The organism is Pseudonocardia halophobica, assembly GCF_050948485.1.
GTDB lineage: Bacteria > Actinomycetota > Actinomycetes > Mycobacteriales > Pseudonocardiaceae > Pseudonocardia > Pseudonocardia halophobica.
The window spans coordinates 3,604,512-3,627,479 of sequence record NZ_CP192046.1 but is presented as its reverse complement, the minus strand read 5'-3'; the positions used below and the strand labels follow the sequence as shown (position 1 = coordinate 3,627,479).

Annotated in this window: 20 protein-coding genes; 9 read left to right on the top strand and 11 right to left on the bottom strand. The window is 74.5% G+C overall.

Going from position 1 to position 22,968, the window contains the following annotated elements:
* Positions 1–110 precede the first annotated feature (110 nt).
* Entirely contained in the window at positions 111–983 is an 873-nt protein-coding gene (locus ACQP04_RS17440) for a S1 family peptidase (protein ID WP_433508082.1), read from the top strand.
* Positions 984–1,091: 108 nt separating this feature from the next.
* Here ACQP04_RS17440 and ACQP04_RS17435 read toward each other — a convergent pair whose 3' ends face one another.
* A complete protein-coding gene (locus ACQP04_RS17435) occupies positions 1,092–2,456 on the bottom strand; it encodes a replication-associated recombination protein A (RefSeq protein ID WP_433508081.1) in 1,365 nt (454 codons plus the stop codon).
* A 45-nt stretch (positions 2,457–2,501) separates the two neighbouring features.
* Positions 2,502–3,674, bottom strand: a complete 1,173-nt coding sequence (locus ACQP04_RS17430; protein ID WP_433508080.1) for a hypothetical protein — start codon at positions 3,672–3,674, stop codon at positions 2,502–2,504.
* 263 nt (positions 3,675–3,937) lie between these two features.
* On the opposite strand from ACQP04_RS17430, the gene ACQP04_RS17425 reads away from it, so the two are divergent.
* From ACQP04_RS17425 to ACQP04_RS17410, 4 genes are all read left to right on the top strand, one after another.
* The gene (locus ACQP04_RS17425; protein WP_433508079.1) at positions 3,938–5,185 is read left to right on the top strand and encodes a PLP-dependent aminotransferase family protein; all 1,248 of its coding nucleotides are present in this window, start codon (positions 3,938–3,940) and stop codon (positions 5,183–5,185) included.
* A gap of 11 nt (positions 5,186–5,196) precedes the next feature.
* Positions 5,197–5,685: an Lrp/AsnC family transcriptional regulator gene (locus ACQP04_RS17420; protein ID WP_433508078.1), complete on the top strand. Its 489-nt coding sequence runs from the start codon at positions 5,197–5,199 to the stop codon at positions 5,683–5,685.
* A 10-nt stretch (positions 5,686–5,695) separates the two neighbouring features.
* The gene (locus ACQP04_RS17415; protein WP_433508077.1) at positions 5,696–6,853 is read left to right on the top strand and encodes an aminotransferase class I/II-fold pyridoxal phosphate-dependent enzyme; all 1,158 of its coding nucleotides are present in this window, start codon (positions 5,696–5,698) and stop codon (positions 6,851–6,853) included.
* Between the two features lie 91 nt (positions 6,854–6,944).
* Positions 6,945–7,157 (top strand): hypothetical protein, encoded by a 213-nt coding sequence (locus ACQP04_RS17410; protein WP_433508076.1) that lies wholly within the window; start codon positions 6,945–6,947, stop codon positions 7,155–7,157.
* 19 nt (positions 7,158–7,176) lie between these two features.
* Here the strand turns inward: ACQP04_RS17410 and ACQP04_RS17405 are convergent, their stop codons facing one another.
* The 5 genes from ACQP04_RS17405 to ACQP04_RS17385 form a co-directional block, all read right to left on the bottom strand.
* Positions 7,177–8,022, bottom strand: coding sequence for a GDSL-type esterase/lipase family protein (locus ACQP04_RS17405; protein WP_433508075.1), 846 nt, complete (start codon positions 8,020–8,022; stop codon positions 7,177–7,179).
* 164 nt (positions 8,023–8,186) lie between these two features.
* Positions 8,187–9,392 carry a hypothetical protein gene (locus ACQP04_RS17400; protein WP_433508074.1) on the bottom strand — a complete coding sequence of 402 codons (1,206 nt, stop codon included), beginning with the start codon at positions 9,390–9,392 and terminating at the stop codon, positions 8,187–8,189.
* Between the two features lie 11 nt (positions 9,393–9,403).
* Positions 9,404–10,345, bottom strand: coding sequence for a DUF389 domain-containing protein (locus ACQP04_RS17395; RefSeq protein WP_433508073.1), 942 nt, complete (start codon positions 10,343–10,345; stop codon positions 9,404–9,406).
* A 13-nt stretch (positions 10,346–10,358) separates the two neighbouring features.
* Positions 10,359–12,194 (bottom strand): aspartate--tRNA ligase, encoded by a 1,836-nt coding sequence (gene aspS / locus ACQP04_RS17390; RefSeq protein WP_433508072.1) that lies wholly within the window; start codon positions 12,192–12,194, stop codon positions 10,359–10,361.
* 148 nt (positions 12,195–12,342) lie between these two features.
* A complete protein-coding gene (locus tag ACQP04_RS17385) occupies positions 12,343–13,392 on the bottom strand; it encodes an Rv2578c family radical SAM protein (protein WP_433508071.1) in 1,050 nt (349 codons plus the stop codon).
* An 85-nt stretch (positions 13,393–13,477) separates the two neighbouring features.
* Between ACQP04_RS17385 and ACQP04_RS17380 the strand changes: the two genes are divergently transcribed.
* From ACQP04_RS17380 to ACQP04_RS17370, 3 genes are all read left to right on the top strand, one after another.
* On the top strand, positions 13,478–14,002 hold the full coding sequence (locus tag ACQP04_RS17380; protein WP_433508070.1) for a gluconokinase: 525 nt from the start codon (positions 13,478–13,480) through the stop codon (positions 14,000–14,002).
* A complete protein-coding gene (locus ACQP04_RS17375; RefSeq protein WP_433508069.1) occupies positions 13,999–15,495 on the top strand; it encodes a gluconate transporter in 1,497 nt (498 codons plus the stop codon). Before ACQP04_RS17380 ends, ACQP04_RS17375 begins: the two co-directional genes overlap by 4 nt.
* A gap of 106 nt (positions 15,496–15,601) precedes the next feature.
* Entirely contained in the window at positions 15,602–16,963 is a 1,362-nt protein-coding gene (locus ACQP04_RS17370; protein WP_433508068.1) for a YibE/F family protein, read from the top strand.
* A gap of 6 nt (positions 16,964–16,969) precedes the next feature.
* Here ACQP04_RS17370 and ACQP04_RS17365 read toward each other — a convergent pair whose 3' ends face one another.
* From ACQP04_RS17365 to ACQP04_RS17355, 3 genes are all read right to left on the bottom strand, one after another.
* Positions 16,970–17,542 (bottom strand): class I SAM-dependent methyltransferase, encoded by a 573-nt coding sequence (locus tag ACQP04_RS17365; RefSeq protein WP_433508067.1) that lies wholly within the window; start codon positions 17,540–17,542, stop codon positions 16,970–16,972.
* A 70-nt stretch (positions 17,543–17,612) separates the two neighbouring features.
* Positions 17,613–18,893, bottom strand: a complete 1,281-nt coding sequence (gene hisS / locus ACQP04_RS17360; RefSeq protein WP_433508383.1) for a histidine--tRNA ligase — start codon at positions 18,891–18,893, stop codon at positions 17,613–17,615.
* 5 nt (positions 18,894–18,898) lie between these two features.
* Positions 18,899–19,624, bottom strand: coding sequence for an MBL fold metallo-hydrolase (locus tag ACQP04_RS17355; RefSeq protein WP_433508066.1), 726 nt, complete (start codon positions 19,622–19,624; stop codon positions 18,899–18,901).
* Between the two features lie 93 nt (positions 19,625–19,717).
* Between ACQP04_RS17355 and ACQP04_RS17350 the strand changes: the two genes are divergently transcribed.
* Positions 19,718–20,530: a peptidylprolyl isomerase gene (locus ACQP04_RS17350; protein ID WP_433508065.1), complete on the top strand. Its 813-nt coding sequence runs from the start codon at positions 19,718–19,720 to the stop codon at positions 20,528–20,530.
* A 71-nt stretch (positions 20,531–20,601) separates the two neighbouring features.
* Here ACQP04_RS17350 and ACQP04_RS17345 read toward each other — a convergent pair whose 3' ends face one another.
* A complete protein-coding gene (locus tag ACQP04_RS17345; RefSeq protein WP_433508064.1) occupies positions 20,602–22,962 on the bottom strand; it encodes a RelA/SpoT family protein in 2,361 nt (786 codons plus the stop codon).
* Positions 22,963–22,968 lie beyond the last annotated feature (6 nt).

Here is a 22,968-nt window from a genome sequence, read left to right as displayed (position 1 = left end):
GCGTGTAACTACGCCGAACGGGTGACGCACGGGCGGGTGGACGCCCGCTCCGCAGGCAACGCCGACCTCGTTGGCCCGGCGTGGCAGCCCTCGACGGACAGCGCACCGCCGTGCGCCTCCCCGGATTCCGGACCGTGCTCCGCGCCCTCCTCGTCCTCACGGCCGCCGCGGCCCTGACCGGGGCCGGGGTGGCGGCGGCCTCGCCGCCGGAGCCGAAGGCGGCCGCGCCGCTCGCCGCGCCCGCGGCCGTCATGGCGCTGCTCGACGCGCGTACGGCGGCCGGCATGCCGGCCGGTATCGCGGACTACGGGATCGAGGGCGACGTCGTCGACGTCCGGCTGGTCGGCGACCCCTCCCCCGAGGTGACCGCGTTGTTCGACGGCATCGACCCGGCCCTGCTGCGGGTGGAGACCGGTGCGGGCGTGCCGCAGCACCAGGCGCTGCGCGGCGGCCAGCGGATCACCGGCGGCAACACCCGTTGCACGCTCGGCTTCTCCGCCGGCTCCGGCGCCCAGGACTGGATCATCACGGCCGGGCACTGCACCCGCGAGTCCGACGAGTGGCTCGACGACAACGGCGAGGTCATCGGCGACGGCGCCACGACCGCGGGCAACGGCGTCGACGTGGGGGCCGTGCCCGTCACCTCCTCGACGGCGGCCCTGCCCGAGGTGGCCTCGGTGCCGGTCCGCGGCACCGTCCCCGCGCCCGTCGGCTCGGCGGTGTGCCTCTACGGCAGCACCAGCGGCAAGGCCTGCGGCACCGTGAGCGCCCGCAACCGCACCGTGAACTTCGACGGCCAGCAGCAGCGCGGCATGGTCGTGGCCTCGATCTGCACCGCCCAGGGCGACTCCGGCGGCCCGTACATCACCGCCGACGGCCAGGCCCAGGGCGTGCACAGCGGGGCCGGCAACGGCTGCACCGCCTACTTCACCCCGATCGACCGGGCGCTGAGCTCACTGGGCCTGACCCTGCGCACCGCCTGACCGCGCGCCCGCAGAAACAGGCTCGATAATCGCATCATGGTTCCATGACGCGATTCGAGCGGCCGGAGAATCGCATGATGGTTCCATGATGCGTCGGGGATTCGGCCGTCAGCGGCCGCGGACCGCGCGGCGGAGCTTGGGCACGCGCTCGGCGAGGACCCGCTCCGCGCCGTGCGTGGTGGGCTCGTAGTAGTCCTTGCCGACGAGCTCGTCCGGCGGGTACTGCTGCGCCAGCACCCCGTCCGGCGTGCTGTGCGGGTAGCGGTAGCCCACGGCGTTGCCCAGCTTCTGCGCGCCCGCGTAGTGCCCGTCCCGCAGGTGCGCCGGCACCGCACCGACCGCCCCGCCCCGCACGTCCGCCATGGCGGCGTCGATCGCTGCGATCACCGCGTTGGACTTCGGGGCCGTGGCCAGGTGCACCGTGGCCTGGGCCAGCGCGAGCCGCGCCTCGGGCATGCCGACGAGCTGCACCACCTGCGCCGCCGCCGTGGCGGCCTGCAGCGCGGTGGGGTCGGCGAGCCCGATGTCCTCGCTCGCGTGCACCATCAGCCGGCGCGCGATGAACCGCGGGTCCTCCCCCGCGACGATCATGCGGGCCAGGTAGTGCAGCGCGGCGTCGGGATCGGAGCCGCGGATGGACTTGATGAAGGCGCTGATCACGTCGTAGTGCTGGTCGCCGGCGCGGTCGTAGCGGACCGCGACCTCGGTGACCGCCCGCTCGACCGCGGCGAGGTCGACGACGCCGGTGCCGTCCGCCAGCACCCCGTCCGCCGCCGCCTCGAGCGCGGTGAGGGCCCGGCGCGCGTCGCCCGCGGAGAGCCGGACCAGCGCGGCCTCGCCGTCCTCGGCCAGCGTGACCGCGCCGTTGAGCCCCTGCTCCGCTCGCACCGCCCGGCGGAGCACCTCACGGACCTCGTCCTCGTCGAGCGACTGCAGCTGCAGGACCAGCGAGCGGGACAGCAGCGGCGACACGACCGAGAACGACGGGTTCTCGGTGGTCGCGGCGACCAGCAGCACCACCCGGTCCTCGACGGCGCCGAGCAGCGCGTCCTGCTGGGTCCTGGAGAAGCGGTGCACCTCGTCGATGAACAGCACGGTGGAGCCGCCGTGGTAGTCCCGGCGGCGCCGCGCGTCGTCGATCACGGCGCGCAGCTCCTTCACCCCGGCCGAGAGGGCCGAGAGGGCGACGAAGTGCCGCTCGCCCGCCCGGGCCATGAGCCGGGCGAGCGTGGTCTTGCCGGTGCCGGGCGGGCCGTACAGCAGCACGGACGCCGGGGCACCGCCCTCGAGCAGCCGGCGCAGGGGGGCGCCGGGCTTGAGCAGGTGCCGCTGCCCGACCACCTCGCCGAGCGAGCGCGGGCGCATCCGCACGGCGAGAGGCGCGCCCGGAGCCGGGCGCGCCTCCTCCGAGGCGGCCCCGGAGGCGTCTCCGCCCGCGGGCTCGCCGATGTCGAACAGGCCGTCAGCGCTCATCGGTGTCCAGGGTGCCACCCGGCACCGACGATTCGGGGCGGCAGGTCAGGTCTGCAGCTCCTGCACCAGCGTCGGCGTGCCGACCTGGGGGTTCTCCTTGTTGCGCAGCGAGGCGTAGGTGACCACCGCGACGCCCGCCGCGGCCAGGGTCACCGGAAGCGTCAGGATGTTCACGATGATCGACCGCGACAGGCTGTTCGGATCGGTGAAGGTCGAGACGATCGCGCTGATGATCCCGCTGTAGACCGCGGCGGCGATCGCGAAGGTGATCAACCGGCCGAACGTGCCCCAGAACTCGCGGTTGACCAGCTCGAACGTCCGGCCGATGCCGGCCCGCTCGTACATGATCACGCCGGTCAGCGAGGCCACGAACACCACGCTGAGGTATATGCCCGGGATGACCAGCAGCAGGAAGCCGATGAAGACCAGGATCCCGGCGAGGATGCCCCAGCCGAGCAGCGGCAGCGCGCGGCGGGCGGCGAAGGACAGCGCCTCCCCGGCGCCGACCGGCTGCTCCGCGGCCTGCCGGGTGACCACGTAGACGGACGCGCCCTGCGCCAGCAGGGACACGGCGACCACGATGATCAGCGACAGGCCGCCGCCGATCGCCACGCCGACCCAGCCGCCGCCTGCGGCGACGATCACCGCGATCAGCGCGCCGATGATCAGGGCCGGCAGCGCGGTGGCGATCTGGATCAGCAGCAGCGGCTGCCAGCTCCGCTTGAGCACCGCGAGGACCTTCGTCCACCAGTCCGAGAAGTCCGCGGCGACCAGCGGGTCGGCGAGCGGCGCGGCCGCCCCGCCCGGGTACTGCGCGGGCTGGCCGTAGCCGTAGGGCTGCTGGCCGTACCCCTCCGGGCCGTAGCCCTGCGGCGGGTAGCCCTGCTGTCCGTAGCCCTGCGGCGGGTAGCCCTGCTGTCCGTAGCCCTGCGGCGGGTAGCCCTGCTGGCCGTACCCCTGCTGCCCGTACCCCTGCTGTTCAGGACCGGGCGGCGGGTAGCCGTGCTGCCCGTATCCCTGGCCGGGCTGGCCCGGACCTCCCCCGTAGCCGGGCGGCGGGGCCTGCCCGTACCCCTGCGGAGGCGGCCCCTGGGCGTGTCCCGGTGGCGGGTAGCCGCCCGGCGGCTCCTGCCCGCCCGGCTGCGGCGGTGCCGAGCCGGGCTGCGGGGCGCCCTGCTCGCCGTGCTGGTGGCGGTCGTCACCCGACGGGTTGCTCATACCGCGCAAGGTAGAGGGTTTGCCCACGTCGGTCACCGGGTCGGAAGTCCTGTGATCGGTGTGCAACCTGATCGAGTCCGTCCCACCAGCTGGGAAGTCGTTTCCGGATCGCAGGACACGGGCGCAGTATCGGGACGGGCGCCGGTCCACCCGATCCCGCGCCCGTGCTCCGCGGACGACCCCCGCGGGACGGCCCGGCCCTCCCGGTGACCACCGGGAGCGCCCGGGCCCCCGCCCTTGATCCCCCTCTCCGCGAGGCCCACATGCCCGACACCGATCTCCGTCCCGCCCCGCCCGCCTCGTCTGCACGACCCCCGGTCGCGCTGGCCGCCCGGCTCGCCGGGATCCGCGGCTCCGCGATCCGGGACCTGCTCACCCTCACCGCGCGCGACGACGTGCTGAGCCTCGCCGGCGGCCTGCCCGCCGCCGACCTCATGCCGCGCGGGCGCATCGCCGCGGCCGCCGACCGGGCGCTCCGGTCCCCCGCCGCCGTGCAGTACTCCGAGACGGCCGGGCTCGGCCGGCTGCGCGAGGTCGTCGCCGCGCACGAGACCGGCCGGACGGGCCGCGCCGTCGCCCCCGCCGACGTCGTCGTGACGAGCGGGTCGCAGCAGGCCCTGGACCTGCTCGCCCGCGCCCTGCTCGACCCCGGCGACCCGGTGGCCGTCGAGGACCCGGTGTACGTCGGGGCGCTGCAGGTCCTGCAGGCCGCGGGCGCCGACGTGCACCCGTTCCCGCTCGACGCCGACGGGCTGCGCGTCGACCTGCTGGAGGAGCGGCTCGCGGCCGGGTTCCGGCCCCGCCTCGTGCACACCGTGTCCAGCTTCCACAATCCGCGCGGCGTGACGATGAGCCAGGAGCGCCGCCGGGCCCTGTGCGGGCTCGCCGAGCGGTACGGCTTCCTCGTCGTCGAGGACGACCCCTACGGTCTGCTGGCCTTCGACGGCGCGCCGCCGCTCCCGCTGGCCGCGCACGGCGACCACGTCGTGCGGCTGGGCAGCGCGTCGAAGGTCCTGGCCCCGTCACTGCGCGTCGGCTGGCTGGTCGCGCCGCCGGTGCTGGCCGCCGCCGTCGAACGGCTCAAGCAGTCCACGGACCTCTGCGGCTCCTCGCTCACCCAGATGATCACCGCGGAGCTGCTGGCCGACGAGGAGTGGTTCACCGCGCACGTCGACGGTGTCCGGCGGGAGAACCGGGGCCGGGCCGCGGCGCTCACCGCCGCGGTCGACGCCGAGTTCGGGTCGTCCGTCACCCGGTCCACCCCGACGGGGGGCATGTTCTGCTGGCTGGAGTTCGCCGACGGCACCGACACCGCGGAGCTCCTGCCGAGGGCCCTGGAGCACGGGGTCGGGTTCGTGCCCGGGAGCGCCTTCTCGGTGGACCCGGCCGCCGACGGCGGAACCGGCCTGCGGTCCGCCGCGCGGCTCTGCTTCGCGACCTACCCGCCCGATCAGCTGACCGAGGCCGTTCGGCGGCTCGCCCGGGCCGCCGACGGGCGGATCGCTGAGTAGGGTCGGGGACCGTGCGCGAGATCCTGGAACTGCTGGAGCGGGACGCGTCGCTGAGCCACGACACCCTGGCCACCATGACCGGTCGGCCCGTCGCGGAGGTGTCGGCCCAGATCGCGGCGTGGGAGAAGGCGGGCGTGATCCGCCGGTACAAGGCGGTGGTCGACTGGGAGAAGGTCGACGGCTCGGAGTCCACCGAGGTCACCGCGTTCATCGACGTGGCGGTCGCCCCCGCGCGGGGGGTCGGGTTCGACGACGTCGCGGAGCGGATCTCCCGGTTCGACGAGGTCCGCAGCTGCTACCTCGTCTCCGGGGGGCACGACCTGCGGTGCACGGTCGTCGGGCAGAACATCCGGGCGGTCAGCGACTTCGTGAGCCGCAAGCTCTCGACCATCGACCGGGTCACGGCCACCGCCACGCACTTCGTGCTCCACACGCACAAGCGCGACGGCGACACCTTCTTCGAGCCCGAGCCCGACCACCGGCTGCGGGTGACCCCGTGAGGACCGCCCGATGAAGCCGCTCAACGACGTCATCGCCGCCTGCCCGCCGTCGGGCATCCGGCGCTTCTTCGACATCGCCGCCGAGATGGATGACGTGATCTCCCTCGGCGTGGGCGAGCCGGACTTCGTCACGCCGTGGCGGATCCGCGAGGCCGGCATCTTCGCCCTCGAGCACGGCTACACCACCTACACCTCCAACGCGGGCCTGCCGGAGCTGCGCCGGCTGATCTGCGAGGACCTGGAGAAGCGCTACGCCGCGCAGTACGCGTGGGACACCGAGTGCCTGATCACCACCGGCGTGTCCGAGGGGCTGGACCTGGCCCTGCGGGTGCTGCTGAACCCCGGCGACGAGGTGATCGTGCCGGAGCCCTGCTACGTGGCCTACGAGCCGTGCGTGTCCTTCGCCGGCGGCACCCCGGTCCGGGTGGCCACGCGGTGGGAGGCGGACTTCGCGATCGACCCCGACGCGGTCGAGGCCGCGATCACCCCGCGCACGAAGGCGATCCTCATCGGCTCCCCCGCGAATCCGACGGGCGCGGTCCAACCGCGCGCGGCCCTGGAGGGCCTGGTCCGGCTGGCCGAGCGGCACGACCTCTACCTGATCTCCGACGAGATCTACGACCGGCTCACCTACGACGACACCCACGTCTGCCTGGGCGCGGTGCCCGGGGCGCGGGAGCGGACCGTGGTGCTGGGCGGGTTCTCCAAGGCCCAGGCGATGACGGGCTGGCGCGTCGGCTGGATCTGCGCGCCGCAGGCCGTGGCCGAGCTGTGCGTGCGGGTGCACCAGTACACGATGCTGTGCGCCCCGCACGTCTCGCAGATCGCCGCGGTGGAGGCGCTCAAGGAGGCCGAGGGCGACGTCCGCGAGATGGTCGCCGACTACGACCGCCGGCGCCGGGTGTTCGTGAAGGGCCTGCGCGAGATCGGGCTGGAGTGCCCGGAGCCCGGCGGCGCGTTCTACGCCTTCCCGTCCATCCGCTCGTCGGGGCTGGACTCGGAGACCTTCGCCGAGCGGCTGCTCCACGAGGAGAGCGTGGCCGTGGTGCCCGGCGACGTGTTCGGGCCCTCCGGCGAGGGGCACATCCGGTGCTCGTACGCCACGGCGCTGCCGCTGCTGGAGGAGGCGCTGGTGCGGATGGAGCGGTTCCTGGACTCGCTCCGGTAGCGGTATCGCGATCACAACAGTCGCCGGATCGCAACACTGTGCGGCGTGGCGTTCACAGCACGGCAACGCGACCGGTGCATCCTCCGGGGGCATGGACGGCACACCTGTCACCGCCCGCACCCTCCACTCCTGCACCGCCTGCGCCTGCCCGCGGACCGCGGCCGACGTTCGTGGTCTGGCCTGGAGCAGCCACCACGTCGACGGCGTGGTCGGCTGGCTCTGCGGGCCCTGCACCCGCGCGCACTTGTTCGAGATCGAGACGGGGCCACCGGTTCGCCCCGCCTCGCTCCCCCGGTCCGCCTAGGGAGGCTCACCTGCTCCGGTCAGGCGGCCCGCGCCCGCCCGCCCGTGAGCAGGCCGTGCAGGATCACCGGGCCCAGGTCGCGGCCGCGGCGCACCAGCCAGGGGGTGCCGCGAACCACGATCCACGCGGCCCGGTGGAACGCGGTGATCTCGCGTCCACCGCCGCAGGCGGTCGGCACCGGCGCGGGCACCGCGAAGCCCGCGCCCGCGAGCAGCTCGCCCGCGGCCCGGGCCAGCAACCGGTGCCCCAGCTCGGAGGGGTGCAGCCGGTCGACGCTCCACGCCGCGCGCTCGTAGCCGCCGGGGAGCAGGTGCAGGTCGAGCACCCCCACGGCCGGCCCGCCCGCGCCCGCGATCGCCCCGTCGATCGCCGTGTCGATCGCCGCGTTCAGGGCGGTCACCCGGGTCCGCAGCGCGGCGCGCAGCCGCCCGGGCAGCCGGAACACCCGGGTGTGGTCGTGGTAGCGCAGGACCACCGGGAACGTGCCTGCCGCGGCGAGCTCCGCCAGCGTCGCGGTGAGGTCGGCGCGGATGCCGTCCGGGTCGAAGTCCGAGCGCAGGGTGTCGTTCATGCCCGCGCAGATCACCGCGGCCTCGGGCCGGGCGGGCAGCACCGCGGCGAGCTGGGCCCCGCGGACGTCGGCCATCCGGGCGCCGGTGCGGGCGGGGTTGAGCAGCCGGGTCTCCGCGCCGAGGGCGTCCCGGAGCAGGACGGGGAAGCCCCGCCAGCCGCCGCCCGGCAGCGGGTCCCCCAGCCCGACGGCCGTCGAGTCGCCGAGTGTGGCCAGGTTCGAGACGGTCCGGGGCGTCGGGAGGGTCGCGGGGGTCGGGAGGGCACGGACGGGTCGCACGCTCTGCACGGACACGAGCGCATGATCGGGTCGCGAGGCTCCGTCGGGGTGTGCGCGTGGTGACGCGTCGCCGACGGCTCCGCGAACTCCACACCCTCGAACGCGTTATGGATCCACACTGCGCCCGAACCCGTCCTTCGGACGCGTCATGGATCCATGGTGCGACCCTGTCAGGCCGCTCAGACCCGGCTGCGGAAGGCGGGATAGACCGGTAGCCGGCCCGTGCCGTTGTCCGCCGGGTCGTCGAACCGCTGCTGCAGCGCGCCGGCCATCCGGTCGGCGAGCTCGACGGTGGCCGGCCGCCCGCCGTCCGCCGCCGCCCCCGCGAGCCGCCGCCAGTAGTCGGCCAGCGCGGCGCTGATCCGCGGCGACCGGCCGGGGTCGATCCCGATGCGCGACTCGCCGGCCACCGCGCGCGGCAGCAGCCACCACGTGCACAGCCAGACCCACAGCAGCTGGGCGTCGAGCAGGCGGGCCCGCAGGAGCGCAGGGTCGTCGAGGTCCGGCCACACCGTGGCGATCTCGTTGCGCCAGGCCTCGAGCATGGCGTCGGCCATGCCGTCGGGGAGCGCGAAGCTCGACTCGCAGGCCGGGAACGGGACGCGGAAGTACGCGGCGTCGAGCGCGACGTCGCGGAAGCAACCCCACTCGAAGTCGACGAACCGCACCCCGCGGCTGGTCACGAGGTTGTTGTCCGGGCAGGTGTCCGACGGGCTGAACGCGCGGTAGCGGGTGCCGCCCAGCAGCCGCGCGGTCTCCCGGGCCTCCGTCTCGGCCGCCGTGCTGACCGTCACGCCCAGCACCTCGGCGACCAGCTCGGGCACGCCCGCGAAGGCGGCGCGCGCCTCGTCCGCCACCGGATCGCGGCGGGCCTTCTCCCCCAGCCGGCGCAGCAGCGCGCCGAAGTCGTTCTCCCGGCCCGCGGTGGCGGCCTGCATCCGGCCGAGCGCCCGCGCCCAGCTCAGCAGGCACCGCTGCGCCGCAACGGGATCCGGCGCGAACAGCATGTCGGCCAGCGTGGAGCTGCGGCCCAGGTCCTCGAGCACCAGCAGCCGGGCCGCGGGGTCGTGCGCGATGAGCACCGGGCTGGGCCGGGCGTCGGCCGGGAGCGCGGTGAACAGCTGGCAGCTCGCGACCTCGAAGTGGAAGGGATCCGGCCGGTTCGCCTCGGGCTCGCCCACGTACTGCTTCACCACGAGGGTGCGCGGCAGCGAGAACGGGTTGCGCGCCACCCGGGCACGCGCCACCACCGACCGTTCGCTGCCACCGAGGTCCTCCGGGTCCGCGAGGACCACGGTGGCCCCGGCCCGCCGGGTGAGCAGGCGTTCCGCCGCGGCCAACGCGGTGAGCACGGGCCTGGGGAAGTCGGCCAGGTCGCGTGACATCAACCTCGACCCTACCCCGACGAGAGCGCCCGGCCGGCGTCCCTGCGCCGCCGGGAGCGTCGGGCCACGAGCAGCGCGAGGGCCGCCGCGACCACGATCCCGACCAGGTTCACCGCCAGCTGCAGCGCCGACAGCCCCGCCTCCCGCCACCGGCCCTCGACCGCCGCCACGGAGGCGAACGCGGCCGCGGGCACGGTGGTGACCGAGATGAACACGCCGACCAGGCTCGCCGCCTTCGCCGACGTGAGCGCCAGGATCCCGGCGAGGCCGGCCAGCACGGCGACGATCAGCGAGAACGGGCCGACCTCGTAGATGAACTCGACCTGGTCGAGGTGGTCGAGCGTGCTGCTCGACAGCAGCCCGGTGGCGTCGAACAGCAGCGTCGCCAGCGCCGTGATGGCCATGCCGAGCGGGAAGCCGACGAGCAGGGCGAGGCCGCCGCGCCGCAGGAGGTCGCGGCGGCGCAGCACCACCCCCACCGCCACGGCGGCCAGCGGACCGAACTCCGGCCCCAGCACCATCGCCCCGACGACCAGCACCGGCGAGTCCGTGATCGCGCCGATCGCGGCGAGCAGGCAGGCGATGGTGAGGAAGGCCTGGAAGGAGAAGCTCAACCGGGACTCCTCGCCGGTCCGGGCGATCAACTCGTCCCAGACGACGGCGTCGGAGCCCTCGCCGGGCGCGGCCTCCTCCGCCTCGTCCGCGGCGTCGGACAGGACGGTGTCGAGGACCTCGAGGGTCACCGCGCCGTCGTGGTCCAGCCCGAGGTCGCGGAGCCGGCCGAGCAGGGCGTCGGCGCACTCGCGGGCGACGTCCGCCTCGAGCACGTCGCCCGCCGGGCGCACCGCGGCGCCCGGCAGCACGATCAGGTGGGCGACGCCCGGTTCCTCCGCCAGCACCGCCCGGACCGCGTCCGTGCGGTCCGGCGGGCCGATCACGCGCAGGTGCAGCACGACCGGGACCGGGTCAGGCCCCGCCGCCCTCCGCGTCCTTCGCGGCGGCCTTCGCGTCCACCTTCTGGTCGGCCTGTGCCGCCGGCTTCGGCGGGACGGCGTCGACCCCGGCCTCCTTGCGCTGCTCCGGGGTGATCGGGGCGGGCGCCGCGGTGAGCGGGTCGTAGCCGCCGCCGGTCTTCGGGAAGGCGATGACCTCGCGGATCGAGTCCTCGCCGGCGAGCAGCGCGGTGATCCGGTCCCAGCCGAACGCGATGCCGCCGTGCGGGGGCGGGCCGTAGGCGAAGGCGTCGAGCAGGAAGCCGAACTTCTCCTGCGCCTCCTCCTCGGACAGGCCCATGATCTCGAAGACCCGCTTCTGGACGTCCGCCCGGTGGATACGGATGGAGCCGCCGCCGATCTCGTTGCCGTTGCAGACGATGTCGTAGGCGTAGGCCAGCGCGTTGCCCGGGTCGGACTCGAACTTGTCGATCCAGTCCGGGGTCGGCGAGGTGAAGGCGTGGTGCAGCGCCGTCCACTTGCCGTGCCCGACGGCGACGTCGTCCGTCTCGTCGGCCGCCTCGAACAGCGGGAAGTCCACGACCCAGACGAAGGACCAGGCGTTCTCGTCGATGGCCCCGATCCGCCGGGCGATCTCGCCGCGCGCGGCGCCGAGCAGGGCCCGGGCCTCGTTGGGGCGGCCGGCGGCGAAGAAGATGCAGTCGCCGGGGTTCGCCCCGACGGCGGCGGGCAGCCCCGCGCGCTCCTCCTCCGACAGGTTCTTGGTCACCGGGCCCTTCTCGGACACGGTGCCGTCCTCGTCGACCAGGACGTACGCGAGGCCGCGGGCGCCGCGCTGCTTGGCCCACTCCTGCCAGGCGTCGAGCTGCTTGCGCGGCTGCGAGGCCCCGCCGGGCATGACGACCGCGCCGACGTACGGGTTCTGGAACACCCGGAAGCTGGTCGAGGCGAAGTACTCGGTGAGCTCGGTGAGCTCGATGTCGAAGCGCAGGTCCGGCTTGTCCGAGCCGTAGCGGGACATGGCCTCGGCGTAGCTGATCCGCCGGATCGGGCGCGGGACCTCGTACCCGACCAGCGCCCACAGCGCGGCGAGGACCTCCTCGGACAGGGCGATCACGTCGTCCTGCTCGACGAAGCTCATCTCGATGTCGAGCTGGGTGAACTCCGGCTGCCGGTCGGCGCGGAAGTCCTCGTCCCGGTAGCAGCGCGCGATCTGGTAGTAGCGCTCCATGCCGGCGACCATGAGCAGCTGCTTGAACAGCTGCGGGCTCTGCGGCAGCGCGTACCAGGAGCCGGGCTTGAGCCGGGCCGGCACGAGGAAGTCCCGGGCGCCCTCGGGCGTGGAGCGGGTCAGCGTCGGCGTCTCGATCTCGACGAAGTCGTGCCCCTCGAGCACGGTGCGCGCGGCCTTGTTCACGGCGCTGCGCAGTCTGATCGCCGCGGCGGGCTCCGGGCGGCGCAGGTCGAGGTAGCGGTACCGGAGCCGGACCTCCTCGCCGACGCCGGTGTGCTCGTCGATCGGGAAGGGCAGCGGCGCGGACTCCGAGAGCACGACGAGGTCGGTGACCGTGACCTCGATGGCGCCGGTCGGCAGCTCGGGGTTCTCGTTGCCCGCCGGCCGCGCGACGACCTCGCCGGTCACCTGCAGGCAGAACTCGGAGCGCAGCCGGTGCGCGCGCTCGGCCATCTCGCCCTCGCGGAACACGATCTGGGCGGTGCCCGAGCTGTCCCGCAGGTCGACGAAGATCACACCGCCGTGATCGCGGCGACGGGCCACCCATCCGGCGAGGGTCACGGTCTGGCCGGCGTGCTCGGCACGCAGGGTGCCGACGGGGTGGGTTCGCATCACGGTCGTCGAGGTTATCCGGCCCCCTCCGGGGTCCGGCCAGCAGGTTTCCCTCCCGCGGTCGCAGTCCGCGGCGCGGCGGTCACCGCGGGGCCGGCGGGCCCGGGAGCGGCGCGGGGAGCGTGCGGCGACGGACAGACCGACGAGGCGATCAGAGCAGGGTGAGCTGCTCGACGACCGGGGCCGCCAGCCGTTCGGCGGGCGGTGCGCCGTGCGGGAAGCCGTCCCCACCGGTGCGCTGCACACCTGCGCTGCGGTCCAGCCCGTGCCGGCGCAGCAGCGGGCGGACCCGCTCGGCCAGCGCCCGCCGGTACTCCGGGTCGACGTAGGCCCCGCGCCGGTACAGCCGCTCGTACGCCGGCACGAGCGCCGGGTACTCCCGCGCGAGCCAGTCCATGAACCACTCCCGCGTGCCCGGGCGCAGGTGCAGGGCGAGCACGCTGACCCCGGACGCGCCGGCCGCCCGGACCCGCTCCAGCAGCGCGTCGAGCGCCTCGGCGGAGTCGGTGAGCAGCGGGAGCACCGGCGCGACCATCACGCCGCAGTCCAGGCCGGCGTCGGCGATCCGCTTCACCAGGTCGAGCCGGGCCGGCGGTGAGGGTGTGCCCGGCTCGAGCCGGGCCTGCAGCGCGCGGTCGGCGAGCGCGAGCGACACCCCGAGACCGACCGGCACCTCCCGCGCCGCGGCGGCGAGGTCGGGCAGGTCGCGGCCGAGCACGGTGCCCTTGGTCAGGATCGAGAACGGGGTGCCCGCCCGCGTGAGTGCCCGGATGATCTCCGGCATCAGCCGGTACCGGCCCTCCGCGCGTTGGTAGGGGTCGGTGTTGGTGCCCATCGCCACCGGTTCGCGGGCCCAGCTCGGGCGGACGAGCTCGCGCGCCAGCACCCGCCCGACGTTCACCTTCACCACGATCTGCGAGTCGAAGTCCGCTCCCGCGTCGAGGTCGAGGTAGGTGTGGGTGTTGCGCGCGAAGCAGTAGACGCAGGCGTGCGAGCAGCCCCGGTACGGGTTCACGGTCCAGCCGAAGGGCATCGGCGAGCTCCCCGGCACCCGGTTCAGCGCGGACTTCGCCTCCACCTCGTGGAACACCGTGCCCGCGAACTCCGGCGTGCGCACCGACCGCAGCAGGCCCCGCAGCCCGGGCAGGGCCGCCGCCTCCCCCACGCCGTCCGTCAGCACCTGCTGCCCGCTCCACCGCATCGACCTAGTCGAACACATGTTCGAGTTGCCCGCAACCGCCCTCGCCCATTCGGCGGGATCGGCCGCCGTCGGCCAGGCTGCCCCCATGAAGGCGAAGACGACGACGCTCGTGGTGACGGGGGTGTCGGGGGTCGGCAAGTCGACCGTCGCCGAGGAGCTCGTGCGGCGGACGGGCTGGGTCTTCGCCGAGGGCGACGACCTGCACCCCGAGGAGAACCGGCGCAAGATGGCCGCCGGCCACCCGCTGACGGACGACGACCGGTGGCCGTGGCTGCGCCGCGTCGCCGGCTGGATCGGCGAGCAGGAGGCGGCCGGCCGCAGCGCCGTCGTCACCTGCTCGGCGTTGCGCCGGAGGTACCGGGACGTGCTCGTCGAGGGGCACCCCTCCGTCCGGTTCGTGCACCTGCAGGCGTCGCCCGACGCCCTGGCCTCGCGGCTGGCCACCCGCCGCGGCCACTACATGCCCGGCTCGCTGCTGCAGAGCCAGCTGGACACGCTCGAGCCCCTGGAGCCCGGTGAGCCGGGCCGGGCGGTGAGCGGCGAGGGCGACCCCGGCGCCGTCGTCGACCGGGTCCTCGCCGAGCTCGCCCCGACCGGAGGTGTCGCATGACCACGTCGCCGGTGCTCGCGCAGGCCCAGGAGACCGCGCCGGCCGCGGGGGCGACGCAGCTCGTGATCGCCGCCCTGCTCGGGATCGCGGTGATCGTCCTGCTGATCACGTGGCTGCACGTCCACCCGTTCCTGGCGCTGATCGCGGGCACCGCGGTGCTCGGGGTCGTCGGGGGGCTCGGGCCCGGGAAGACCGTGGACAGCTTCACCGACGGTGTCGGCTCGACGGTGGGCGGTGTGGGCGTGCTCATCGCGCTCGGCGCCATGATCGGCGGCCTGCTGCGGGACTCCGGCGGCGCCGACCGGGTCGTCGAGGCCGTGACGAGCCGGGTCGGCCCCAAGGGGATGCCCTGGGCGCTCGCCGGTGTGGCGGCCCTGATCGGCATCCCGCTGTTCTTCGAGGTCGGCGTGGTGCTGCTGGTGCCGGTCGTGGTGCTGGTCGCGGCGCGCACCCGGCTGTCGGTCATCACCGTCGGCATCCCGGCCCTGGCCGGTCTGTCGGTCCTGCACGGGCTCGTCCCGCCGCACCCCGGCCCGCTGGTCGCGATCGACGCCCTCGGCGCGGATCTGGGCCTGACCCTGCTGTTCGGTCTGCTCGTGGCCATCCCGACGGTGGTCGTCGCCGGCCCACTGTTCGGGCGCGTCGCCGCGCGCTGGGTGCCGCTGCCACCGCCCCCGGCGAGCGCGGCGGTCGAGGGCGGGTCCGGCGTGGAGGGCCGGCCCGACCCGCCGGCCGACCGCGACGCCCCGGCGGACCGGGCCGACGGTGCCGACGGTCCGGCCGGGAGCAGCGGGACGGGGACGCGCACCGGCGAACGGACGGGCCGCCGGGTCAGTGTCGGCGCGGCGGTCGCCGTCGTGCTCACCCCCGTCGTCCTCATGCTCGTCCGGGCGATCGCCGAGATCGCGCTGCCCGAGGACAACGCGGTCCGGGGTGTCCTCGAGGTGCTCGGCGAGCCGATCGTCGCCCTGCTCGTCGGCGTGGTCGTCGCCATGCTCGCGTTGGGGCTGCCCTCCGGGATGGACCGGCGGGGGCTCACCGCCTCGGTCGGCGGCGCGCTGCCCGCGATCGCCGGGATCCTGCTCATCGTCGGTGCGGGCGGCGGGTTCAAGCAGACGCTCGTCGACGCCGGCGTCGGCACGCTGATCGGCCAGTGGGCCGGCGCGGCCAACCTGTCCCCGCTGATCCTCGGGTGGCTCGTCGCGGTCGCGATCCGGGTGGCGACGGGCTCGGCGACGGTCGCCACGATCACCGCGGCCGGGATCGTCGCACCGCTCGCCGCCGGGCTGCCGCCGGCGACAGTGGCACTCCTGGCCCTCGCCATCGGCGCCGGGTCGCTGTTCTTCTCGCACGTCAACGACGCCGGCTTCTGGCTGGTCAAGGAGTACTTCGGGCTCACGGTGGGGCAGACGATCAAGAGCTGGTCGGTGATGGAGACCGTCATCTCGGTCGTCGGCCTGCTGCTGGTGCTGCTGGTGTCGGTGTTCGTGTAGCGCGTCGGGAGCGGAGGGCGGTTGCCCGGCCCGCAGCGCGACGGGTGAGGATGCCGGGGTGGCCCCGCGCGACCCGTCGTCCGACAGCGGGCGGCATCGTGCCCCGGTGCAGGCCCCGGTCCGGGCCTCGGTCCGGGCTCGGGTCCCGCCGGAGACGGACGCGGAGCGCACCACCCCCCTCGCGCCGGTGGCGGCCGAGCCCACTCCCGCCCCACCCGCCGGGGCCCACGACCCGGAACCCGGCCACGAACACGACCGGGGACACGACCGGGGACACGGCCACGGGCACGGTCACGGACCCGCCACGCCCGCGGGCCGCCGCGTCCGGCTGCTGCTCGTCGGGCTGCTGGTGCCCTGTGCCCTCGCCACCCTCGTCGGGCTGGTGCTGCTCTGGCCCAGCGGCCCGTTGCCGCACAGCACCCAGCCGGCCGGCGAGGTGTTCGACGCCGAGGTGGTTGCCGCCCAGGCCAGTGACTGCTCCCCCGGCTCGGGCGACGGCGGCTGCGCGGGGCTGACCCTGCGGATGGACGGCGGCCCGCTGCCGGGCCGGGACCTGGTGCAGGTCGTGCCGGTCGAGCCGTCCACGCCGCGGTTCGCGGTCGGCGACCAGGTCCGGGTGGCGTACTCGGGCGGCGCGGCGACGGACCCGGGCTCCTACCAGGTCGTCGACTTCCAGCGCTCCGGCCCGCTGATCGCCCTGGCCGTCGCGTTCGCGCTGGCGGTGCTGCTGCTGGGCCGGTGGCGCGGGCTCGCCGCGCTGGTGGCGCTCGGGATGAGCCTGGTCGTGCTGGTGCTGTTCGTGCTGCCGGCGATCCTGGGCGGCGCGAGCCCGGTGTGGGTCGCGGTGGTCGGCGCCTGCCTGATCATGTTCGTGGTCCTCTACCTCACCCACGGCCTGTCGGCCCGGACCTCGGCCGCCGTGCTCGGCACCCTGGCGTCGCTCGGCCTGATCGCCCTGCTCAGCACGATGTTCTCGGCGCTCGCCCGGCTCACCGGCCTCGACGACACCACCGCCAGCCTCATCGCCACGCTCGGCGCGCCCGTCGACGCCCGGGGCCTGCTGCTCGCCGGGATCGTGATCGGCGCGCTCGGCGTGCTCGACGACGTCACGGTCACCCAGACCAGCGCCGTCTGGGAGCTGCGCGCGGCGAACCCGGCCCTGGGCGCCCGGGCGCTGTTCAGCGCCGGGATGCGGATCGGGCGGGACCACGTGTCGTCCGCGGTGAACACCCTCGTGCTCGCCTACGCGGGCGCGTCGCTGCCGCTGATGCTGCTGTTCACGGTGGCCGGGCGCGGCCCGGGCGATGTGCTGACCTCGCAGGACGTCGCCACCGAGATCGTCCGGACGCTCGTCGGCAGCATCGGGCTCGTCGCCTCCGTGCCGATCACGACGGGGCTCGCCGCGCTGGTCGCCAGCCGGGAGGAACCCGGTCGCCCACTCGGCCGCCGGACCCGCCGCGCCCGCTGAACCGCCTCAGGGCCGACGGGCCAGCAGGGTCGCCTCGCCGTCGCCCTCGCGGTGGTCGAGGATCTCGAGCTGCGGGAACGCCCGCGCCAGCTCGCCCGGGACCGCCCGGAAGCGACCGCCCTCGTCACCGACCTCGGACAGGACGGTGAGCACGAGCAGGCCGCCGGGCACGAGCGCGGCGGCGAGCGCCGGGTACAGCGCGGGGTCGCGGTAGCGCTGGCACACCACGAGGTCGTAGGGCCCCGCGAGGGGCAGCCCGGCCTCGAGGTCGGCCTCGAGGCCCCGCACGTTCCCTACCCCCTCGGCCGCGGCCAGCGCCCGGGCCGACGCGAGTCCGGCCCCCGAGACGTCGACCGCGTCGACCGTGAAGCCCTGGTGCGCCAGCCACACCGCGACCGCGCCGCGCCCGCAGGCGACGTCGAGCGCCCGCCCACCCGCCGGCAGCCCGCTCCGGTCCCTCGGCTCACCCCCGCCCGGGAGCAGCCCCAGCCGGCCCCGCAGCCCGTCCGGCGGCATCGGCGCGCCGACCCCGACCGCCGCGTGCCGGGCGTCCCACCGCTCCCGGTCGGTCGCGCTCATCCGCGCCCCCCGACGGGCGAACGGCGCTCTCGCTCACACGGGGCGAGCGAGAGCGCCGGTCGTCCGGGCATCAGGCCAGCTTCGCGACGAGCTCCGTCACGACGGAGTCGAGCGGCACCGCGCGCTGGTCGCCGGAGGCGAGGTCCTTCACGCCGACCGTGCCGGCCTCGAGGTCCCGTTCCCCCAGCACCAGCGCGAACCGGGCACCGGAGCGGTCCGCGGACTTCATCGCGCCCTTCAGGCCGCGCCTGCCGTAGGCCAGGTCCACGCGCACCCCGGCGCGGCGCAGCTCCGCCGCGATCACGACGAGTCGGCGCTTCGCGGCGTCGCCGAGTGGCACGCCGAACACCTCGGCGCGGGCCTCCGACCAGGGCTGCACGCCCTCGGCGCGGCAGGCCAGCAGCGTCCGGTCCACGCCGATGCCGAACCCGACGCCGGACAGCGGCTGGCCGCCCAGGGTCTCCATCAGGCCGTCGTACCGGCCGCCGCCGCCGATCCCGGACTGGGCGCCCAGGCCGTCGTGCACGAACTCGAAGGTCGTCTTGGTGTAGTAGTCCAGCCCGCGCACCATCCGCGGGTTGATCGTGTACGCCACCCCGAGATCGTCGAGGTGCGCCAGCACCGCGGCGTGGTGCTCGGCCGAGGTCGCGGACAGGTGGTCCAGCAGCAGCGGCGCGTCCTCGAGCTGCCGGCGCACCTGGGGCCGCTTGTCGTCGAGCACCCGCAGCGGGTTGATCCGCGCCCGGGCCCGCGTCGGCTCGTCCAGGTCCAGCCCGGCCAGGAACTCCTGCAGCCGCTCGCGGTAGGCCGGCCGGCACTCGGCGTCGCCCAGCGAGGTCAGCTCCAGCCGGTACCCGGTGAGCCCGAGCGCCTTGAACCCCTCGTCGGCGACGGCGACGACCTCGGCGTCGAGCGCCGGGTCGTCCACCCCGACGGCCTCCACGCCGACCTGCTGCAGCTGCCGGTACCGCCCGGCCTGCGGCCGCTCGTAGCGGAAGAACGGGCCGGCGTAGCGGAGCTTCACGGGCAGCCCGGCGCGGTCGAGGTTGTGCTCGATCACCGCCCGGACCACGCCCGCGGTGCCCTCCGGCCGCAGCGTGACGGACCGGTCGCCACGGTCGGCGAAGGTGTACATCTCCTTGCTGACCACGTCCGTCGACTCGCCGACGCCGCGCGCGAACAGTCCGGTGTCCTCGAAGATCGGCAGCTCGACGTACCCGTACCCGGCCCGCTCGGCCGCGCCCGCCAGCGTGTCCCGGACGTGCACGAACCCGGCCGACTCCGGCGGGTAGTACTCCGGGACGCCCTTGGGCGCCGCGAAGGCGCTGGTGCGCTGGACGCCCTCCTGCACCGCGCTCACAGCCCGCGCCCCGGGGCCGGGGTGGCGGCGGGATCGACGTCGGCGCCGCCGATGGTCTCGCCGAGACCCTGCAGGAACGGGTTGGACACCCGCTCCCGGCCCACGGTCGTCGTCGGGCCGTGGCCGGGGAGGACGACGCCCGAGTCCGGCCGGCCGAGCAGCCGCTCCCGGATGCTCTCCAGCAGCTGGCGGTGTGAGCCGCCGGGCAGGTCCGTCCGCCCGATCGAGCCCGCGAAGAGCGTGTCGCCCGCGAGGATCACCTCGGTCCCGTCCTCCGTCTCAGTCGTGAACACCACCGAGCCCTGAGTGTGGCCCGGGGTGTGGTCGACCCGCAGCCGCATTCCGGCGAGCTCCAGCTCGCTGCGGTCGCTCAGCGTGCGCACCTCGCGCGGCTCCTTCAGCTCCAGCCGGCCGCCGAAGAACGCGGCGGACTCCGACGAGATGCCCTTCATCGGGTCGGCGAGCAGCTCCCGGTCGTCCGGATGGATCCACGCCGGGATGTCCGAGCCGTCGCACACCGGCTGGACGCTGAAGGTGTGGTCGAAATGGCCGTGGGTCAGCAGCACCGCCACCGGGGTCAGCCGGTGCTCCGCGAGCACGGCCTCCAGCGGTTCGACGGCGTCCTGCCCGGGGTCGACGACCACGCACGCCTCGCCGGCGCCACGGGCGACGACGTAGCAGTTGGTCTGGAACGCTCCTGCGGGGAATCCTGCGACGAGCACGCGACCAGCCTAGACGTGCCTGCACACGGCCCTCTCAGGAACGGTCGATACCCTCCCCCGGCGATCCATTCGACCGGGAGGACGACGCACACCGTGGCCACGAACCAGATGCGGCGGGAGGCGGCCAAGCGCAAGCTGGCCAATCAGCAGGCGCGGCGCGCCGAACGGGCCCGCAGGCAGAAGCGGGTCGCCGTGATCAGCTCCGCGGCGGCCGTGGTGGTCGTGGTCGTCGCGGTGGTACTGCTCACCACCGCGCCGTGGAAGTCCGACCCGGCCCAGCCGGCCGCGCAGGCCGCGGCCCCGCCCGGCACCGTGAACTGCCAGTACCCGTCGGACGGCGCCGCCGCGAAGCCGGCGAACGCCCCGCAGGCGGACGCGGTCAGCAACCAGGGCACCGTCCCGGTCTCCCTGACGACGTCGGCGGGCCCGATCGGGCTCACGCTGAACCGGGCCGAGGCGCCCTGCACCGTGAACAGCTTCACCTCGCTGGCGAGCCAGGGGTACTTCGACGACACCCCCTGCCACCGGCTCACCACGAGCGAAGGCCTGAAGGTGCTGCAGTGCGGCGACCCGAGCGGCCAGGGCACGGGCGGCCCCGGCTACACGATCGCCGACGAGCCGCCGACGAACCTGGCTCCGGCGGGCCAGTCCGGTGCGGTGATCTACCCGCGCGGCACGATCGCGATGGCCAAGACCTCCGCCCCGAACTCGGGCGGCAGCCAGTTCTTCCTGGTCTACGCCGACTCGACGCTCCCGCCGGACTACACCGTGTTCGGCACGATCGACGAGGCCGGCCTGGCGACCGTCGACAAGGTCGCCGGGGCGGGCACGGACGACAGCAACGGCCCCGGCGACGGCAAGCCGAAGACCCCGGTCACCATCCAGACCGCCACGGTCGCGGCCTGACCCACCTGATCACCGGGAGCTGAGGGCTCCGCCGGACCTCCGGCGGGGCCCTCAGCTCCTTCTCGGCGGGATCAGCTGGCGCTGGTGACGCGGTAGACGTCGTAGACGCCCTCCACGTTGCGCACGGCGTGCAGGACGTGCCCGAGGTGCTTCGGGTCGCCCATCTCGAAGGAGAAGCGCGACACGGCCACGCGGTCCCGCGAGGTGGTGACGGACGCGGAGAGGATGTTGACCTTCTCGTCCGCCAGCACCTTCGTGACGTCGGACAGCAGGCGGTGCCGGTCGAGCGCCTCGACCTGGATCGCCACCAGGAACACCGATGCCGGCGACACCGACCACGCGACGTCGACGAGCCGCTCGCTGCGGGCCTTGAGGTCCGCGGCGTTGGTGCAGTCCGTGCGGTGCACCGAGACCGCACCGCCGCGGGTGACGAACCCGAGGATCTCGTCCCCGGGGACGGGCGTGCAGCAGCGGGCGAGCTTGCAGTAGACGTCGCCCAGCTGCTTGCCGTCCTCGCCGGTCAGCACCACACCGGCGTCGCCCGAGGGCCGCCGCACCCGCACGGTCGACGGGGTGGCCCGCTCGGCGAGCTCCTCCTCGGCGTCCTCCATCCCGCCGAGCAGCGCGACCAGCCGCTGCACGACGTGCCGGGCGCTGGCCTGCCCCTCCCCGATCGCGGCATAGAGCGCCGAGATCTCGGAGTAGTGCATCTCGCGGGACAGCGCGGCCATCGCGTCGGCGGACACCAGGCGCTGCAGCGGCATGCCCGTGCGCCGGGCCTCCCGCGTGATCGCCTCCTTGCCCTCCTCGATGGCCTCCTCGCGGCGCTCCTTGGCGAACCACTGCTTGATCTTGTTCTTGGCGCGCGGCGACTTGACGAAGCCCAGCCAGTCCCGGCTCGGCCCGGCGCCCTCGGCCTTCGACGTGAAGATCTCGACGACGTCGCCGGACTCCAGCGTGCGCTCGAGCGCGACCAGCCGGCCGTTGACCCGGGAGCCGATGCAGCGGTTGCCGACCTCGGTGTGCACGGCGTACGCGAAGTCGACCGGGGTGGACCCGACCGGCAGCGTGACGACGTCGCCCTTCGGCGTGAAGACGAACAGCTCCTTGGCCGCGAGGTCGTAGCGCAGCGACTCCAGGAAGTCCCCGGGGTCCGCGGCCTCGCGCTGCCAGTCGAGCAGCTGCCGCATCCAGGACATCTCGTCGATCTCGACGGTGCCGTTGGCGCCGTTCTGCCCGCGGGTCTCCTTGTAGCGCCAGTGCGCCGCGATGCCGTACTCGGCCGTGCGGTGCATCTCGTGCGTGCGGATCTGCACCTCGAGCGGCTTGCCGTCCGGCCCGATCACCGTGGTGTGCAGCGACTGGTACACGCCGAACCGCGGCTGGGCGATGTAGTCCTTGAACCGGCCGGGCATCGGCTGCCACAGCGCGTGGACCATGCCCATCGCCGCGTAGCAGTCCCGCACCTCGTCGACCAGGACGCGCACGCCGACGAGGTCGTGGATGTCGTCGAACTCGCGGCCCTTGACGATCATCTTGCGGTAGATCGAGTAGTAGTGCTTCGGCCTGCCCTCGACCGTGCCGCTGACCCGGGCGGCCTCCAGCTGCCGCGACACCTCGTCGATGACCTGCTTGAGGTAGGTGTCCCGGGACGGGGCGCGGGTGGCGACGAGCCGGACGATCTCCTCGTACTTCTTCGGGTGCAGGATCGCGAAGGACAGGTCCTCCAGCTCCCATTTGATCGTCGCCATGCCCAGGCGGTGTGCCAGCGGCGCCATGACCTCGAGGGTCTCGCGCGCCTTCTTCGCCTGCTTCTCCGGCGGCAGGAAGCGCATGGTGCGCATGTTGTGCAGCCGGTCCGAGAGCTTGATCACCAGCACTCGGGGGTCGCGCGCCATGGCCACGACCATCTTCCGGATGGTCTCGGCCTCCGCCGCGGTGCCGAACTCGACCTTGTCCAGCTTGGTCACGCCGTCGACGAGGTGCGCGACCTCCTCGCCGAAGTCCGTGCTGAGCCGCTCGAGCGAGTAGTCGGTGTCCTCGACGGTGTCGTGCAGCAGCGCCGCGACCAGCGTGGTGGTGTCCATGCCGAGCTCGGCGAGGATCGTGGCCACGGCCAGCGGGTGCGTGATGTACGGGTCACCGGACTTGCGCTTCTGCCCGGCGTGCTTCTGCTCCGCGACGTCGTACGCGCGCTGCAGCAGCACCAGGTCGGCCTTGGGGTGCAGCGCCCGGTGCACGCTCGCCAGCGGCTCGAGGACGGGCTTGACGATGGCGACCCGCTGCGGCGTCATCCGCCGGGCGATGCGCGCCCGGACCCGGCGCGTGGCCGAGGGGCGGGCCGGGTCCTGCGCCGCCGTCTGGACGGCGGTCCGCGACGCGCCGGAGGGCGCCTCCGCGGGTGCGGGTGCGTTCTGCTGGACGTCCGTCACCGGGCC

Bases quoted from the DNA above. Each gene is read 5' to 3' on its own strand.
- ACQP04_RS17435 (WP_433508081.1), bottom strand. From the start codon at position 2,456: ATGAGCGCTGACGGCCTGTTCGACATCGGCGAGCCCGCGGGCGGAGAC.
- ACQP04_RS17430 (WP_433508080.1), bottom strand. From the start codon at position 3,674: ATGAGCAACCCGTCGGGTGACGACCGCCACCAGCACGGCGAGCAGGGC.
- ACQP04_RS17425 (WP_433508079.1), top strand. From the start codon at position 3,938: ATGCCCGACACCGATCTCCGTCCCGCCCCGCCCGCCTCGTCTGCACGA.
- ACQP04_RS17415 (WP_433508077.1), top strand. From the start codon at position 5,696: ATGAAGCCGCTCAACGACGTCATCGCCGCCTGCCCGCCGTCGGGCATC.
- ACQP04_RS17410 (WP_433508076.1), top strand. From the start codon at position 6,945: ATGGACGGCACACCTGTCACCGCCCGCACCCTCCACTCCTGCACCGCC.
- ACQP04_RS17400 (WP_433508074.1), bottom strand. From the start codon at position 9,392: ATGTCACGCGACCTGGCCGACTTCCCCAGGCCCGTGCTCACCGCGTTG.
- ACQP04_RS17385 (WP_433508071.1), bottom strand. From the start codon at position 13,392: ATGCGGTGGAGCGGGCAGCAGGTGCTGACGGACGGCGTGGGGGAGGCG.
- ACQP04_RS17380 (WP_433508070.1), top strand. From the start codon at position 13,478: ATGAAGGCGAAGACGACGACGCTCGTGGTGACGGGGGTGTCGGGGGTC.
- ACQP04_RS17375 (WP_433508069.1), top strand. From the start codon at position 13,999: ATGACCACGTCGCCGGTGCTCGCGCAGGCCCAGGAGACCGCGCCGGCC.
- ACQP04_RS17365 (WP_433508067.1), bottom strand. From the start codon at position 17,542: ATGAGCGCGACCGACCGGGAGCGGTGGGACGCCCGGCACGCGGCGGTC.